Source organism: Nostoc sp. FACHB-110 (assembly GCF_014697425.1).
Classification (GTDB): Bacteria; Cyanobacteriota; Cyanobacteriia; order Cyanobacteriales; family Nostocaceae; genus Nostoc_B.
Genome location: NZ_JACJRU010000001.1, coordinates 1 through 16,443, shown reverse-complemented (window position 1 = coordinate 16,443; position 16,443 = coordinate 1). Strand labels below are relative to the sequence as shown.

The following is a 16,443-nucleotide window of genomic DNA, read 5'->3' as shown; positions in this document are numbered from 1 at the left end:
CCAATGGTAATCAATTAATAATTAATCTTTTTTGGAATTTATACTTATTATCAATTCAATAAATAAACTCAAATAACATTTTTTCAGTGTTTTATTTTAATTTATAACTATAAAGTTATTTTTTGATTCACTTTATTATATACAGCAATAATAAATCTGATATTGCTGACAATACATGACACTTTCTAGTATAAAAAATAGCAATCTTCAATAATATTATACTTTTTTATTTAAAAAAAAATCAACATATTAGTCAGATAATTTTAGTTATTCAATTTTTCACTTTACGCCTTATGTCAATTAAAAATTTTCTACCAAGTTTAAAGGTTGCGGACTGAATCTAAATGTTCAAATATAGCCTCCTCAACAAAGTTAAGCTGTTTCAACGTTTAAATCTCATAAGTGCTAATTTACTATTTTAGTTTGGTAATTATCTCATGTTGCCCAGCGAAATACAATACCAATTAAGACACTTAAGAATAAACTTGAACAACTATTGGATTGATGTAATAACTGCTTGGATAAATGCTGTAAATCCTTTACTAGAGTATGTTTTAGCTATTTGATAAATATTTTTATTATCTGAGTTAATGGTGAATAATAAGTATTTAAAGTCACATTTAGCCAGTTAGCAGACAGTTAAGACATTTAGGACAGTTAAGACATTTAGGACAGTTAAGACATTTAGGACAGTTAAGGACTATTGTTGGATTAATGAAAATAAAAGTAAAAATTAAAATTTAGAATGGTAATTATCAGAGATAGGATATTGCCAACACACAGCAATAACTAATGATTGGCATATTAAGATGATTTTACTGTTTGTTTTGTCCACTGTTGCATTTTGTGACCAAACCTGAGATTATCTATTTACTAAATAACAACAATCAACCTTAGTTATTCAGTCAACAGATATTTGAAAATTAGGAGATATTATAAAAAAGCTAAAAAGAAAATTTTTTCGTTAATTTATGTAATCATTATGACTTAACTATATATTCATTCATGTTTTAACCCAAAGTTAACAAGCTTGTATTTAGCCAATATAAGCAAGTATTTCAAAGCAAATATAGTTATGGTTAAGCCGTGCTGAATAGAAGTTTTTCTACTGCAACTTTTGACTTCAGTACAAACTGTACACTAAATTGAGTTACACAAGATATTAGCTTTTCTCTGGAATATGCCTACCCAAGTTATTCAAGCTCAACCTTCAACCAATGCGTTTTTAGGTTTTATTCAATTTTGGAAAGACATAAAAGCGGTAGCCCAACCTTACTGGTATCCAAACGAACCAGGAGATAGAGCATTCTCAGATGTGATTCGCTCATGGGGAATGCTATTTCTCTTAGTCATCTTAATAGTTGCCCTTGTCAGTGCAAATGTTTTTAATAGCTTTATTAATCGCTATTTACTTGACATTATCATTAAAGACAAGGATATTTCTCGGTTCTTTAATGCTTTACTACTATATGGTTCAGCCTTGGTATTGGTAACTCTGTTGGTAGGGTTTTCAAAACTTTTAAGAAAAAAAATTGCTCTTGATTGGTATCAATGGTTAAACAATAAAATTTTATCAAAATATTTAAGCAATCAAGCTTATTACAAAATCGGCTTTAAATCTCATATTGAGAATCCAGATCAACGTTTGGCTCAAGAAATTGAACCAATTGCTAGCAATGCTTTAAGTTTTTCATTTACCTTGCTAGAAAAAATCTTGGAAATGGCAGGATTTTTGATAATTCTTTGGTCAATATCTCAATCAGTTGCATTAATTTTAGTTACCTATACAGTTATAGGTAATTTGATTGCTGTTTACTTATCTCAAGCATTAAATAAAATTAATAGAGAAGAGCTTGAAGCAAAAGCTGAATACAATTATTGTTTGACTCATTTTCGGACTCATGCTGAATCTATCGCTTTTTTTCGGGGAGAAAAGCAAGAGTCAAATATTATTGCTCGCAGATTTAAAATATTGATCCAAAATGCTCGAGAAAGAATTGATTGGGAAAGAAACAACGAAATTTTTAATAGAGGTTATCAGGCAGTCATTCAAATATTTCCATATATAGTATTTGGGCCTTTAGATATTAAAGGCGAAATGGACTTTGGGGAAATTAGCCAAGCTTCTATATGTTGCTATTTTTTTGCTAATGCTTTAGGAGATTTAATTAGTGAATTTGGCAGGTCAGGAAATTTCTCAAGCTATGTTGAGAGATTATCAGAATTTTCTGATGCGTTAGAAGCTGTTAGTAAACAATCAGAAGATGTAAATACTATTAAGTCAGTCGAAGAAAACCACATCGCTTTTGAGAATGTCACTTTAAAAACACCAGACTATGAACAGACAATTGTGGAAGATTTGTCATTGTCTGTCCAACCAGGAGAAGGGTTATTGATTGTGGGCCCTAGTGGTAGAGGTAAGAGTTCTTTGTTAAGAGCGATAGCAGGTTTGTGGAATGCAGGAAGTGGTCGTTTGGTGCGTCCTCCTTTAGAGGAATTCTTATTTTTACCTCAACGTCCTTACATAATTTTAGGCACTTTACGCGAACAGTTGCTTTATCCTAGTACAAATCATTATATGACTGACGCACAACTCAAAGAAGTTTTGCAACAAGTCAACCTCAAAAATTTGTTAAGTCGAATTGAAGGCTTTGATACTGAAGTTCCTTGGGAAAATATACTCTCGCTAGGAGAACAACAACGTTTGGCTTTTGCCCGGCTTTTAGTCACTCATCCAAGGTTCACAATATTAGATGAAGCCACCAGTGCTTTAGATTTAACTAATGAAGGCAATTTATATCAACAGTTGCGAGATACAAAAACAACATTTATTAGTGTTGGACATAGAGAAAGTTTGTTCGATTATCATCAATGGGTTCTAGAACTTACACAAGATTCTAGTTGGCAACTTTCCACTATAGAAGATTATCAAAATCGCCGAAAACCTGCATCTAATTTGCATAACGATGTTTGCATTACTGTAGATACTTTGCCTAAGCATGAATACCGCACCACTCAATCAACAGTATTAGAAGAGACGATTATTAATGAAGGACTTTCTCACAAGGAAATGACCGAATTAACTTTATATGCCATTAATACTGTTAGAAGTAAAGCCAGTAAGGGAGAAATTATTACAACTAAAGACGGTTTCACCTACCGTTATAATAAAGACCCTCAGGTGTTGAAATGGGTAAAAGTGTAGTGATTCGCTATACATAATATCTTGCATGAGGCCAACTGCAGTCGGCCTCATGCAAGATGTAAATAAGTATTCAGGACAGAATGTTAGAAAATTTAATCACATTCTTCTCAAGAAGAATAGACTAATCATCATAAATTACACTTAGATTCTAACTTCTGACTTCTGTGGGCTGAATCCTTACAATTTATATATCCTCTAAAATATATACCCAATTACCATTTTGGACGAGCTATAAACCCACGTCTTTTTGTCCCGTCATAGAAGTATCCAACAATTTGTCCCTGATTGTTAATTCCATAAACGTAGGTAGAATATGCACCAGGTACATTAATCACAGTAAATTTATTACCTTGCTTTAAAAATCCCCGATTTGCCACACCATCATAGAAAAAGCCAACAATATTTCCTTGATTATTGACACTACTTGCATGGGTAAAAATTGCACCGGGAACATCAAAGTTAGTAAAATTATCTCCTTGCTTTAAGAAGGCTTGATATCCTTTTGTGCTTTGAAAAAATCCAACAATATCTCCTCCATCATTAATACCGTTGGCAATTGTATATTGGTAAGTTGTATTGGGGTTATCAAAGGAAGTGTAACTATTACCTTTTTTTAAGAATCCATGAGTTCCGGAACCATCACGGAAAAAGCCAACAACATCGCCTTGATTATTAATATCTCTAGCTGATTGATTGCTAAAAGATTGAGCAAACACTGGATCTAAACCAGGTACATCAATATTACTAAAGCTATCTCCTATCTTTAAAAAGGTGTTGTATACCGTATTTTGATAATAAGAACCGACAACATTAGCTTGATTGTTGATACCGTTAGCATATGTAAGAAGTGCGTTAGGATAATCAAAAGTGCTGAAGTTTCCTGAGTTCCATGAAAAGCCATGATCTCCTGTGCTGTCTCGGAAATATCCAACAATATCTCCTTGGTCGTTGATAGCTTGAGCATCAGTAGCAATTGAATTTGGAATATCAAAAGTACTAAATACAAGTTTGGCGCGGGGAATCAAAGAAGCTTCAGTTTCCGGTGGAGAGACTTCGTTTTTGATGAATTTATTGACAGGAGTAACACTCACATTGTCTAGGTTGTACCAATAAGAGCGTTGTTTACTGGCAAACTTTAATTCTGTAGTGCGCGATTTGGCAACAAAATAGTAAGTATATTTTGTAAAACCTTGAAAAGGAAGATTAACTTTTTCATCAATTAATTGTCCACCTACATAGGTCTGAAATATATTGCTACTGGCTTCATCGTCTGTGTTTGCTAAGTAGTAGCTTAGTTCATATTTCTGACCTGGGATTGTTTTAAGTTTTTGTGAAATGTAAGTAAATGTAGGCCCGTTATCGTCGTAATTGGGGCCGATAAATACACTTAAAGAATAGTTTTCTGCATCATCAACTGTATAATTGTCCAAAGAAGTAGTGGAACTTACATTCTTCGCAACGCTATTATACCATCCAGAAATAAAAGGATTAGTTCTTGTGCGATCGTAAGGGCTAACCAGTGGATCTGCGGCAAAATTTCCGTTAACAACCAAATTATCTACTTGGGGTCTGGAAGTAGCTTGCGCTTTAAAAATATGAGTATTAGTAACCAGAACTGTACTCATACAAAGACTGCTAATTCCAGAAATAATCAATCTAGTTTTTTGGGATGATGCCATCAGAATATACTCCAATTAATATTACACACGACAGTTTTTTACCTTACAAAAATCCTGAGTAAGGCAATTAGAAATATTTGGTAAATCATGTCAAATTTCCTGAAAAAACTTTTCAGGAATTATTTTGCTTTATTTCGCCACAATACTTTAAAGTCACAATACCAAATTTGTTGGTATTAAACAATCCTTTTAGTATTTGTTGTGAAATCATGACTTTTGCGGCAGTGACTATTGAGGAATTTGCCAAAAATACTTCTTGTGTCGGTTGGGAAATATTAATAGCGCATCACCACAAAAAAGAGGGTTAAAGTGCTATTTTTAACATCTCGGCACTTAATAAAAACTCTCATCGCTGGGGATAAGCGAGAGAGTTTGAGATTATTTCGTTGTCAACATTTTGACTGCAATATCAGCAGGCTTACCAAAATAGGGAAAGCTGGTTACTAACAAATCCACACCTGTGCTGGCATAATCTTGAACATTGTCTAAGTTAATACCGCCAGCGACAGCTAGTTTGATGTTGGGATATTGATGCTTGAGTGAAGAGACTACAGGTTTTAGCTCAAGACAAGACACTTTATCAAATTGAATAATATCAACACCAGCTTGTGCGATCGCCATCGCATCTGCAACAGTTTCCACTTCCATAGCGATTTTGTGTTCTTGAAACCGTTGTTTGAGTTGAGGTAAGCATTCTATCAATTTTGACATTCCGCCAAGATAAATTAAATGCTCTTTGAAAATCAGAATACTTTCAGATAAACCCAAACGATGAGGAACAGCACCACCAGCAATTATGGCTTTCACCGATAAAGCACGGGTACTAGGAAATACTTTCCGCGTACCCACAATTCCCACAGCAGGATTAACTTGATGAGCAGCTTTCACCAAATTATTAGTCCGCGTGGCAATCCCTGAGTAATATTCTAATAAATTAAGTGCAATTCTCCAGGCTATATGTAAAGCTTCTGCTGAACCTGTGGCTTTGAGAATTTGTTGTTCTGCTGTTAAATAAGTGCTACTCTCAACACAAAAAAGAACTTCCGCACCACACTGGTGAAAAACTCTAGTTGCTTCTTCTGTAGCACAAACAACCATTGGATGACGGGAATAAAATTCAATTGTGCCTGGTTGCTTACCAATTCCCAGCCCCAATGTCGTCAAATCAAAATAAGGAACGTCCTCCTTAATTAGTTGCTCAATTGCTGCATCTGAAAGTATATTTCCAATCATAGTTTTGATTATTGCTGATGTTTATCTGGAGCAAGCACTTCGTTAGTTTAGCAATCCTCTAATCATTTCTTGTAAAGTGCTTGTCTATCAGGGGAAAGCTTTTTTATATTTTCTTTATTTACTTGTTTACTAATTACACAGAAATTTATCTTTTGTTCTGCACAAAGTATCTTTTTTATAAAAAGTTTAGTTTTTCTGAATCCCTATTATCTGCCTGTTATCTAGAAAACAGATAAAATATTTATGAGAGGCTCAAACTAATTTGATGAAATATCACAACATTGATGATCTTCTGAGAAATAATCAGGTTTGGGTTGCCGAAAAATTGAATCTAGAACCGCATTATTTTGAAGAATTATCTAGAGGGCAAACACCACAGTTTCTTTACATTGGTTGTTCTGATAGCCGCCTACCTCTAACAAATTTTACCCGCACTGAACCAGGAGAGTTATTTGTCCATCGGAATATTGCTAATCAAGTTTCTCTGACAGATATTAACTTTTTAGCTGTTTTAGAATACGCAATCATACACCTCCATGTGAAGCATATTATAGTTTGCGGTCATTATGATTGTGGAGGAATTAAAGCAGCATTAGAATGGCAAACTATTGGAATTATTGATAACTGGGTAAATCCGATTCGTGAATTATATTTAGAGAACAAATCTGAAATTGATGCTCTACCAACTAGAGTTGAACGCTTAAATCGTCTAGCCGAAATTAATGTTGTTGCCCAGGTGAAAAATCTTTATCAAACTTCTATCATCCGTCAAGCACTCTATGAACGCAATGCGCCTCTAGTTCATGGTTGGCTACTAGACATACGCACTGGATTGATCAAAGATTTACAAGTTTCAACTATCCAATGGCAGTTATACCCATGTCCTTTACTGCTTGAGTTGAAATTACGATCTGAAAAATCTCCTGATGTTATAAATTAATCAGCTAATCAACTCTGTTGATTGTGATACGGAATCTTTAATAGTGAGATATTACTGTCAGGACTGACGCAAAATTATGAAGAAACAAACCACATAGACACGTCAGCGGCTTCCTGCAGGGTAGGACGCAAAAGACACCAAGTGATAAGAGTTTGAGAGAGTTCTTGGGTAAGTCCTAACTGTTAACCAATTTATTTGTGAAATAAATATTATATTTTATTTTCTAAAATTTTGCTTGATTACAGCAATAGTATGTTAGTACACACTTAGATAGTAATGTTACAACAAGAATATCTTGTGAAGTGTGCATCTATGAAAGAAGAAGCTTTATCCTTCTTACGCCAAGCTTTAAATAAACCAACAGCAAATTTTCGTCCTGGACAATGGGAATCTATACAAGAGTTAGTTGAGAGGCGATCTCGTTTACTCGTTATTCAACGTACTGGCTGGGGTAAAAGTTTAGTTTATTTTTTAGCAACACGATTACTTAGAGATCAAGGTGCTGGTTGTAGTATTTTAATCTCACCTCTTCTAGCTTTGATGCGAAACCAAATTGCAGCCGCACAACGGATAGGAGTAAAAGCCGCAACAATTAATTCTAGTAATCAAGAAGAATGGGAAGTGGTTAAAATTAAATTGTTAGCAGGAGAAGTAGATATTTTACTAATTTCACCTGAAAGATTAGCTAACGATGAGTTTAGAGAAAATATTTTATTGCCAATATCACAACGTATAGGTTTATTTGTAGTTGATGAAGCACATTGTATTTCCGATTGGGGTCATGACTTCCGTCCCGACTATCAGCGCATTGTCAGAATCTTACAAGCATTACCACAAAATATTCCTGTTCTGGCTACGACTGCTACAGCAAATAATCGAGTCGTTGATGATATTATTAATCAATTAGGAGCTAATCTACAGGTTAGGAGAGGCGATTTAACTAGAGAAAGTTTGCGTCTGCAAAATATTTACCTTCCCAGTCCAGCCCAAAGAATGGCATGGTTAGCTGAAAATTTACCAAACTTACCTGGTAGTGGAATTATCTATACATTAACTGTTAGAGATGCTAATCGAGTTGCTAATTGGTTAACCATCCAAGGTATTAACGTAAAAGCATATCATGGCGATTTAGAAAGTGAGAGTCGTATAACTTTAGAAGACGAACTTCTAAATAATCAAATTAAAGCGTTAGTAGCCACGACTGCTTTAGGTATGGGCTTTGATAAACCAGATTTAGGTTTTGTAATTCATTATCAACGTCCTGGCTCTGTTGTACACTATTATCAACAAGTAGGAAGAGCAGGTAGGGCAGTAGACGCTGCTTACGGAGTCCTTCTCAGTGGTGATGAAGATGATGAAATTACTAATTATTTCATCAATACAGCCTTTCCACCACAAATACATACACAACAGGTATTAGATGCACTCAACCAAGCTACAGAAGGTCTTTCTGTTCCGCAATTAGAACAAAATCTCAATCTTTCACGAGGGCAAATTGATAAAGTTTTAAAACTTTTGTCTCTAGAATTTCCTTCACCAGTAAGTAAGCAAGGTTCAAAATGGTATGCTAACCCCATAAATTATCGACCTGATATTGAAAAGATTACCAAATTAACAGAAATTCGTCGTCAAGAACAAGCCAAAATGTCAGAATATATGCAAAGTACAGAATGCTTAATGGCTTTTTTGGCAAAGGAATTAGATGACCCTCATCCAGTTAATTGCGGTAAATGTGCTGTCTGCTTAAGTATGCCTTTATTACCAGTAACTTGTTCAATTGAGATGGTCAATCAAGCAGTTATATATCTACGTCGTAGCAATCAAATTATTGAACCGCGTAAACAATGGCCATCACAAGCATTGTCAAGTTACAACTTTTCAGGAAATATTAAGAATAACTTAATAGCAGAAGCAGGAAGAGCATTATCTCTGTGGGGTGATGCTGGATGGGGAGAATTAGTGAAGCAAGGTAAATATAGAGATAATCATTTTGATGATGCGTTGGTGCAAAGTATGCGGGAAATGATTCAACGTTGGCAACCACAACCTTTTCCTACTTGGGTAACTTGTGTTCCTTCATTAAATCGACCAGAACTTGTACCTAATTTTGCACAAAGATTAGCTAATCAGTTACGTCTACCTTTTAAACCTATTGTGAGGAAAGTGCATCAAACAAAGTTACAAAAATCTATGAGTAATAGTTATCAACAAGCTCATAATTTAAATGGGGCATTTGTTATTGATACTTTCCCAGGTATGAGTGGTGCTGTCTTTCTTGTAGATGATATGGTAGATTCCCGTTGGACTTTTACAGTAATTGCTGCACTGTTACGTAGTGCTGGTAGTGGTCAGGTTTTTCCTGTAGCCTTAGCACTCAATTCATTAGGACAAGGGGAGTAACAATCATGTTAAACCATGTTTTACCACCAGATACACAAGTAATTTTACTTTTATGTGCCAGCTTTGGGCAAAATCGCCAGATTGAACCTCAACCTCTTACCTTAAATGAGTATAACTCTGTAGCTGAATGGTTGATAGAAAATCAAATGCGTCCAGCAGATTTACTCGAAGCAAATGCAAAATATCTATTACAAAAAGCTAGTTTTAATAAGATTGAAACTGATAGACTATTAGCTCTATTAGAACGCGGTGTAATGCTAAGTTTAGCAGTAGAAAAATGGACGAGTAAGGGTTTATGGATACTTGGTAGAAGTGATAGCAACTATCCAAAACTTCTGAAACAACGCTTAAGACATTCCGCACCAGCTATTCTTTATGGAGTAGGAAATGTTGAATTACTGTCAAGAGGAGGATTAGCAATTGTTGGTTCTCGTGATATTGATGAAGAAATTCTTAATTACACTCAAAAAGTTGCCAAAGCTAGTGCTATGGGAGGAATACAAATAGTTTCAGGAGGAGCGCGTGGGGTAGATCAAGCAGCAATGCTCAGTGTTTTAAATGCAGGTGGAACATCTGTTGGTATACTGGCAGATAGTTTGACTAAAGCAGCAGTTAATAGTAAGTATCGCTCTAGCATTAAAGACGGTAAACTTACCTTAGTTTCTAGTTATGATCCTGACGCTGGTTTTAATGCCGGTAACGCGATGGGACGTAATAAATACATATATAGTTTAGCTGATTATGCCCTTGTAGTTAGCTCATCCTTTGGCAAAGGTGGTACTTGGGCTGGTGCAGTAGAAGCATTATCTAAAATTAAGGAAGTTCCCGTTTTTGTCAGAATGTTTCCTAATGCTGCTGAAGGTAATCAACAATTGTTTAATCAGGGAGCAAAATCATTTCCTTCTGAACCTTGGAATGATTCTTTAAAAGAACTTTTAGAAAAACATAGTTGTTTGATGGAATCTGTTGAATCTCCCAAAATTCAGACAAGTATAAAAGTAAATGTATCCACTGATAATCAAGATTTAAAGGTAATTCCAAAAATTGATATATATACTGCTGTTTTACCTGTAATTCTTAGCCATTTAAATCAACCCAAAGATACGAAATCTTTAGCACAATCTTTGGAAGTTAGACAATCACAGATGCAAGATTGGTTAAATAGAGCAGTGGAAGAAGGAAAAGTCAGAAAAATTACCAAGCCTGTTGCTTATGTAGTAAATCAATCAGCTAATCAACTCTCTTTATTGTGATGTTTAATTTTTTGTTGATATATTAATGATTTTATCGAAAAGTAGGAAGTTGCTGATCGCACCACAACTCCTGTATTTATATCAAAAAAAGCCCCCCGGTAGTTAGCCGAGGGATTCTGCAAGTCGGTAATTGTCGCACAAAGACATTCGCGGATATCACCATACCAACTTAGACTTGAGGAAATCTGCCAAAATGCCAGATTAATCTTTGGGTGGAAAATAGTGATTACCTTGACTCTAAAGACAAACTCTCGGTTACTTGGTGAACTAAAGACAGATGTTTCACAATCAACCCGCAACCACGATTAGAATTTAAGTAAAGAAATATTGCGTAGCTTACGGGCATGAAACGGATTGTCTTAATTGCTGGGTTTGAATCGTTCAACGCTGACTTATACAGAAAAGCGGCAACTGTGGCTGAATCTCGCTGTCCTGATTTAGATATTCGGGTGTTTAGCGATCGCGATATTACCAGTAAGCGTGCGGAAGTGGAAGCAGCACTGCGTGACGCTGACGTATTTTTTGGCAGCTTACTATTTGATTATGACCAAGTTTTGTGGCTGCGCGATCGCCTTAGCCAAGTTCCCATCCGGCTTGTGTTTGAGTCAGCTTTGGAATTGATGAGTTTAACCAAGTTGGGAGACTTTGCCATTGGTGACAAACCCAAAGGAATGCCCAAGCCAGTTAAATTCATCCTCGACAAATTCAGCAATGGACGCGAAGAAGACAAACTCGCAGGTTACATCAGCTTCTTAAAAATCGGCCCGAAACTCTTAAAATTCGTCCCAGTCCAGAAAGTCCAAGACTTACGCAACTGGCTAATTATCTATGGTTACTGGAATGCAGGCGGCCCCGAAAATGTCGCTTCATTATTCTGGACACTCGCAGAAAAATATCTAGGCTTAAAAATTGGCGACATCCCCCCGCCAGTCGAAACCCCCAACATGGGATTACTCCATCCCGACTACCAAGGGTTTTTTGAAACGCCTCGCCAATATTTGGAATGGTATCAAGAAAGAGGCAGGAGGCAGGAGGCAGGAGGCAGAAGGAATGCTTCTAAGTCCTCAGTTGTTGGAATATTGCTTTACCGCAAACACGTCATCACCAAACAACCATACATCCCCCAATTAATTCGCCGCTTTGAAGAAGCTGGCTTAATTCCCTTACCCATTTTCATCAACGGCGTAGAGGGACACGTAGCCGTACGTGACTGGATGACAACCGACTACGAACAGCAACAACGGCAACTCAATAACATTGAAACTCCCTCACTTTCCCAAGATGCAGTTAAAGTTGATGCCATTGTTTCTACCATTGGCTTTCCTTTAGTGGGTGGCCCGGCTGGTTCAATGGAAGCAGGCCGCCAAGTCGAAGTAGCCAAGCGCATCTTAACTGCTAAAAATGTGCCTTATATTGTCGCCGCACCCTTATTAATTCAAGATATCCATTCTTGGACACGCCAAGGTGTCGGCGGCTTACAAAGTGTAGTTTTATATGCTTTACCAGAACTTGACGGGGCGATTGATACCGTTCCCCTCGGCGGTTTGGTGGGCGAAAATATTTATCTGGTTCCCGAACGGGTACAGCGATTAATTGGTAGAGTCAAAAGCTGGATTAATTTACGGCAAACACCAGCATCGGAACGGAAAATTGCCATTATTTTATATGGTTTCCCGCCTGGTTATGGTGCAGCCGGCACAGCTGCATTATTAAATGTTCCCCGCAGCTTAATTAAATTACTTCATGCACTCCAAGACCAAGGTTATAACTTAGGCGACATCCCCGAAGATGGGGAAGAATTAATTCGCCAAGTGAAAGCAGCTGACGAGGGGCTAGAAACAACTTCCTCCCCACTCCCCAATACTGTTAATGCCCGTCAATTAGAAAAATGGTTGGGATATCTCCGCACATCTCGCGTTGAAAAACAATGGAAATCTTTAACAGGAAGCGGGATTAAAACTTATGGGGATGAACTGCACATTGGTGGAGTGCAATTAGGTAATGTCTGGATAGGTGTCCAACCACCGTTAGGCATTCAAGGTGACCCAATGCGGTTAATGTTTGAACGCGATTTAACTCCGCATCCGCAATATGCTGCTTTTTATAAATGGTTGCAAAATGAGTTGCAAGCTGATGCTGTGGTTCACTTTGGTATGCACGGTACTGTGGAATGGTTGCCTGGTTCGCCTTTAGGAAATACGGGTTATTCTTGGTCAGATATTTTGTTAGGTGATTTGCCCAATCTATATATATATGCGGCGAATAATCCTTCGGAGTCAATTTTGGCAAAGCGTCGCGGTTATGGGGTGTTAATTTCGCACAATGTACCGCCTTATGGGCGTGCAGGTTTGTATAAGGAATTGGTGGCATTGCGCGATTTAATTGCAGAGTATCGAGAAGACCCGAAAAAGAATTATGTGCTGAAGGAAGGGATTTGTAAAAAGATTGTTGATACGGGTTTAGATGTTGATTGTCCGTTTGAGGATGCGAAAAAATTAGGCATTCCTTTTACGCCAGAAAATATCAGAATGTTTAGTGGTCATGCTTTTGATGATTATTTGGTGACGTTGTACGAATATTTGCAGGTTTTGGAGAATCGGCTGTTTTCTTCTGGGTTGCATACTTTGGGTGAAGCGCCAAATGAGGAGGAGATGGCGGCTTATTTGGAGGCTTATTTTGGAAACGAACCACAGAGGCACAGAGGACACGGAGAGGAGGAGGAAATTAGAAGTTTATTAAAAAGAACTACGGATGAGTTAACAAATTTGTTGCGGGGGTTGAATGGTGAGTATATTCCGCCTGCGCCTGGTGGTGATTTGTTGCGTGATGGTGCTGGGGTTTTGCCGACGGGAAGGAATATTCATGCGTTAGATCCTTATAGAATGCCTTCACCTGCTGCGTATGAGAGGGGTAGGGAAATTGCCCAGAAAATTATCGCCCAGCATTTAGAAGAACATGGGAAGTATCCTGAGACGGTGGCGGTTTTATTGTGGGGTTTAGATGCAATTAAAACCAAGGGTGAATCTTTAGGAATTCTGCTGGAATTAGTTGGTGCGGAACCTGTGAAGGAAGGTACTGGCCGAATTGTTCGTTATGAATTGAAACCTTTGGCTGAGGTGGGACATCCCCGCATTGATGTGTTGGGTAATTTGTCGGGAATTTTCCGTGATAGTTTTGTGAATATCATCGAATTATTGGATGATTTGTTTTTCCGGGCGGCTGAGGCAGATGAGTCGGAAGAACAGAATTTTATCAGAAAACACGCTTTAGCTTTAAAGGCGCAAGGTGTAGAAAATGCTTCAGCAAGGTTATTTTCTAACCCTGCGGGTGATTTTGGTTCTTTGGTAAATGATAGGGTTGTTGATGGTAATTGGGAATCTGGGGAAGAGTTAGGTAACACTTGGCAAAGCCGCAATGTGTTTAGTTATGGCAGACAAGATAAAGGCCAAGCTAGACCAGAGGTGTTGAATCAATTATTGAAAACGAGCGATCGCATCGTTCAAGAAATTGATTCGGTAGAATATGGTTTAACCGATATTCAAGAATATTACGCCAACACAGGTGGTTTGAAAAAAGCCGCCGAAAAACAAGGCGGTAAAAAGGTAACTACCAGCTTTGTCGAAAGTTTCTCCAAAGACACCACACCCCGCAACCTAGAAGATTTGCTGCGGATGGAATATCGCACCAAATTGCTAAATCCCAAATGGGCGCAAGCAATGGCAAATCAAGGTTCTGGCGGTGCTTATGAAATTTCGCAACGGATGACAGCCTTAATTGGTTGGGGCGGTACTGCCGATTTTAAAGATGATTGGGTATATGACCAAGCCGCAGATACCTACGCTTTAGACCCAGAAATGGCTGAGAAATTACGCCAAGCCAACCCCGAAGCTTTCCGCAATATTATTAGCCGAATGTTAGAAGCATCTGGGCGCGGTTTTTGGGCAGCTGATCAAGATAAATTAGATAAATTGCGTCAGTTATATGAGTTAACTGATGAACAATTGGAAGGAGTAACAGTTTAAAAAATACCAATTTATCAAGGGACTAATTGAGTTGTGTCATATGATTTTTCATGATTTCAATTAGCTCTTCTATGACTATTTCTGCAAAGTTGTGATTGAAGGTTTTAGGTATTTATTATACCAAGCTAAATAACGTTCTAAGACATCACGTTGATAACTCGGTTTGCTGATTCCGTGGGACTGTCCAGGATAAACTACTAGTTGAGTATCAATTCCTAGGCTTTTGAGTGCTTGATACATCTGCTCAGAGTTGTGTAGTGGTACAGAAGCATCCTGATCACCTCCCATAAATATTGTTGGTGTGACAATTCGGTCTGCATGAATGAATGGGAAAGAAATTCGCAGCCATGTATTCAGGTTCTTCCACGGTACACCTAACTCCTGTTCTTCGTCATAAATATATTCATCAGTACCATAGGTTGCAAGAATATTGGATTCACTAGCTCCACTAACTGCGGCTTTAAAACGAGTATCTTGAGCAATAGTATAGTTGGTCAACATCCCGCCATAACTCCAGCCGCCAATTCCTAGATGCGATGGTGATGCAATTCCGGTAGCGATAGCATAATCAGTAGCGGCAATAATATCTTGAGCATCTTTGTTTCCCCAGTCTGCATAAATCGCCTTGGAAAAGGCTTCACCTCTTCCTGAACTACCACGCGGATTCACAGCAACAACGACATAGCCTTGAGAGGCAAACAACTGCCAATTAAACATAAACTGATTGGTGAACTGACCCACAGGCCCGCCGTGCAGCATTAGCAGTGTCGGGTATTTCTTCCCTGGTTGAAAGTTAGGTGGCTTGACGAGAAAGCCGTGAATTTCTGTGCCATCTTTGCTCTTAAAGCTGATTTCATCTATGGTTGCTAAATTTAGCTGCTCTAGCAACTGAGCATTTTGGTGCGACAATGGACGCAAATCTTTACCTCTGAGGGCGAAGACTTCATTTGGTTGTTGTGGTGTTGAGGAAACTAAAGCGATTTTGTCATCACGTCCTAAATCAAAATTGCTAATATTTCGCCTTCCTGTTAACAATCGCTCAATTTTACCCCCGGCTGAAGGGATCTTGGCGAGGTGAACGTTGCCATCATCTTCGATTAAAAATAGTATTGATTTACCATCTGTTGTAAAGTGCGGTTTCACAACGTTGCGATCTAGACTGGCAGTCAGCAGACGTGGAGTACCACCCTTGGCAGGGATGACGGCAAGATGGTAAACGGCGTATTCAATGAGCTTGGGTGAACCTCCTTGAAGATAAGCAATTAACTTACCATCAGGACTCCAAGCCGGACGACTATTCCAATCAGGATTACTATCAGGGCCAGAAAAGATGGTTAGTTGATGGGCTTTTGCGCCAGCTTGGGCCGCGATGACGTAGATATCCCAATTATTGTGGCGATCGCTATTTTGCCCACGTTTACTCACAAAAGCAATATTTTTGCTATCAGGTGACCAGGCTGGTAAATACTCATTGAATGAACCTGGGGTGAGAATATCTGCTTTGCGAGTTGCTAAGTCCAATACATAAAGATGTTCACGGCTTTTGTCAATAAAACCAACACCATCTTCTTGAAAGTGAAACTGATCAATCACAATCGGTGGTGGAGCTTGACTAAGTAGCCAAATTCTTATCTAAACTTATTCATAGCTAACCATAGTGAGTAAGTTTATGTGGAAAGTGTCTGAGTTTGGCGATTTAGTGGGTATTTCG

Annotated in this window: 8 protein-coding genes; 5 read left to right on the top strand and 3 right to left on the bottom strand. The window is 37.8% G+C overall.

Features of this window, described 5'->3' with window-relative positions; translation table 11 throughout:
• Window positions 1-1,180 precede the first annotated feature (1,180 nt).
• Complete coding sequence (locus H6G69_RS00040) at window positions 1,181-3,205, top strand: ABC transporter ATP-binding protein/permease (protein ID WP_190680307.1); 2,025 nt, start codon at window positions 1,181-1,183, stop codon at window positions 3,203-3,205.
• A gap of 212 nt (window positions 3,206-3,417) precedes the next feature.
• Here H6G69_RS00040 and H6G69_RS00035 read toward each other — a convergent pair whose 3' ends face one another.
• Together H6G69_RS00035 and modD are read right to left on the bottom strand one after the other, a co-directional pair.
• Window positions 3,418-4,830, bottom strand: a complete 1,413-nt coding sequence (locus tag H6G69_RS00035; RefSeq protein WP_206757627.1) for a hypothetical protein — start codon at window positions 4,828-4,830, stop codon at window positions 3,418-3,420.
• Window positions 4,831-5,262: 432 nt separating this feature from the next.
• Window positions 5,263-6,117 carry a ModD protein gene (gene modD, locus H6G69_RS00030; protein ID WP_190680303.1) on the bottom strand — a complete coding sequence of 285 codons (855 nt, stop codon included), beginning with the start codon at window positions 6,115-6,117 and terminating at the stop codon, window positions 5,263-5,265.
• Window positions 6,118-6,382: 265 nt separating this feature from the next.
• Here modD and H6G69_RS00025 point away from each other — a divergent pair, with 265 nt between their 5' ends.
• The 4 genes from H6G69_RS00025 to bchH all read left to right on the top strand — a co-directional run bounded on the left by H6G69_RS00025 (window position 6,383) and on the right by bchH (window position 14,732).
• Window positions 6,383-7,057 (top strand): carbonic anhydrase, encoded by a 675-nt coding sequence (locus H6G69_RS00025; RefSeq protein WP_190680301.1) that lies wholly within the window; start codon window positions 6,383-6,385, stop codon window positions 7,055-7,057.
• A gap of 312 nt (window positions 7,058-7,369) precedes the next feature.
• A complete protein-coding gene (locus H6G69_RS00020) occupies window positions 7,370-9,457 on the top strand; it encodes a RecQ family ATP-dependent DNA helicase (RefSeq protein ID WP_190680300.1) in 2,088 nt (695 codons plus the stop codon).
• A 5-nt stretch (window positions 9,458-9,462) separates the two neighbouring features.
• Window positions 9,463-10,710, top strand: coding sequence for a DNA-processing protein DprA (locus H6G69_RS00015; RefSeq protein ID WP_190680298.1), 1,248 nt, complete (start codon window positions 9,463-9,465; stop codon window positions 10,708-10,710).
• A gap of 344 nt (window positions 10,711-11,054) precedes the next feature.
• On the top strand, window positions 11,055-14,732 hold the full coding sequence (gene bchH / locus H6G69_RS00010; RefSeq protein ID WP_190680296.1) for a magnesium chelatase subunit H: 3,678 nt from the start codon (window positions 11,055-11,057) through the stop codon (window positions 14,730-14,732).
• Window positions 14,733-14,807: 75 nt separating this feature from the next.
• On the opposite strand, the gene H6G69_RS34625 is transcribed toward bchH, so the two are convergent.
• A complete protein-coding gene (locus H6G69_RS34625; RefSeq protein WP_190680294.1) occupies window positions 14,808-16,325 on the bottom strand; it encodes a S9 family peptidase in 1,518 nt (505 codons plus the stop codon).
• Between the last annotated feature and the right edge of the window lie 118 nt (window positions 16,326-16,443).

Excerpts from the sequence above, each read along its gene's own strand:
- H6G69_RS00035 (WP_206757627.1), bottom strand. The coding sequence starts at position 4,830 with ATGAGTACAGTTCTGGTTACTAATACTCATATTTTTAAAGCGCAAGCT.
- modD (WP_190680303.1), bottom strand. The coding sequence starts at position 6,117 with ATGATTGGAAATATACTTTCAGATGCAGCAATTGAGCAACTAATTAAG.
- H6G69_RS00020 (WP_190680300.1), top strand. The coding sequence starts at position 7,370 with ATGAAAGAAGAAGCTTTATCCTTCTTACGCCAAGCTTTAAATAAACCA.
- H6G69_RS00040 (WP_190680307.1), top strand. The coding sequence starts at position 1,181 with ATGCCTACCCAAGTTATTCAAGCTCAACCTTCAACCAATGCGTTTTTA.
- bchH (WP_190680296.1), top strand. The coding sequence starts at position 11,055 with ATGAAACGGATTGTCTTAATTGCTGGGTTTGAATCGTTCAACGCTGAC.
- H6G69_RS00025 (WP_190680301.1), top strand. The coding sequence starts at position 6,383 with ATGAAATATCACAACATTGATGATCTTCTGAGAAATAATCAGGTTTGG.
- H6G69_RS00015 (WP_190680298.1), top strand. The coding sequence starts at position 9,463 with ATGTTAAACCATGTTTTACCACCAGATACACAAGTAATTTTACTTTTA.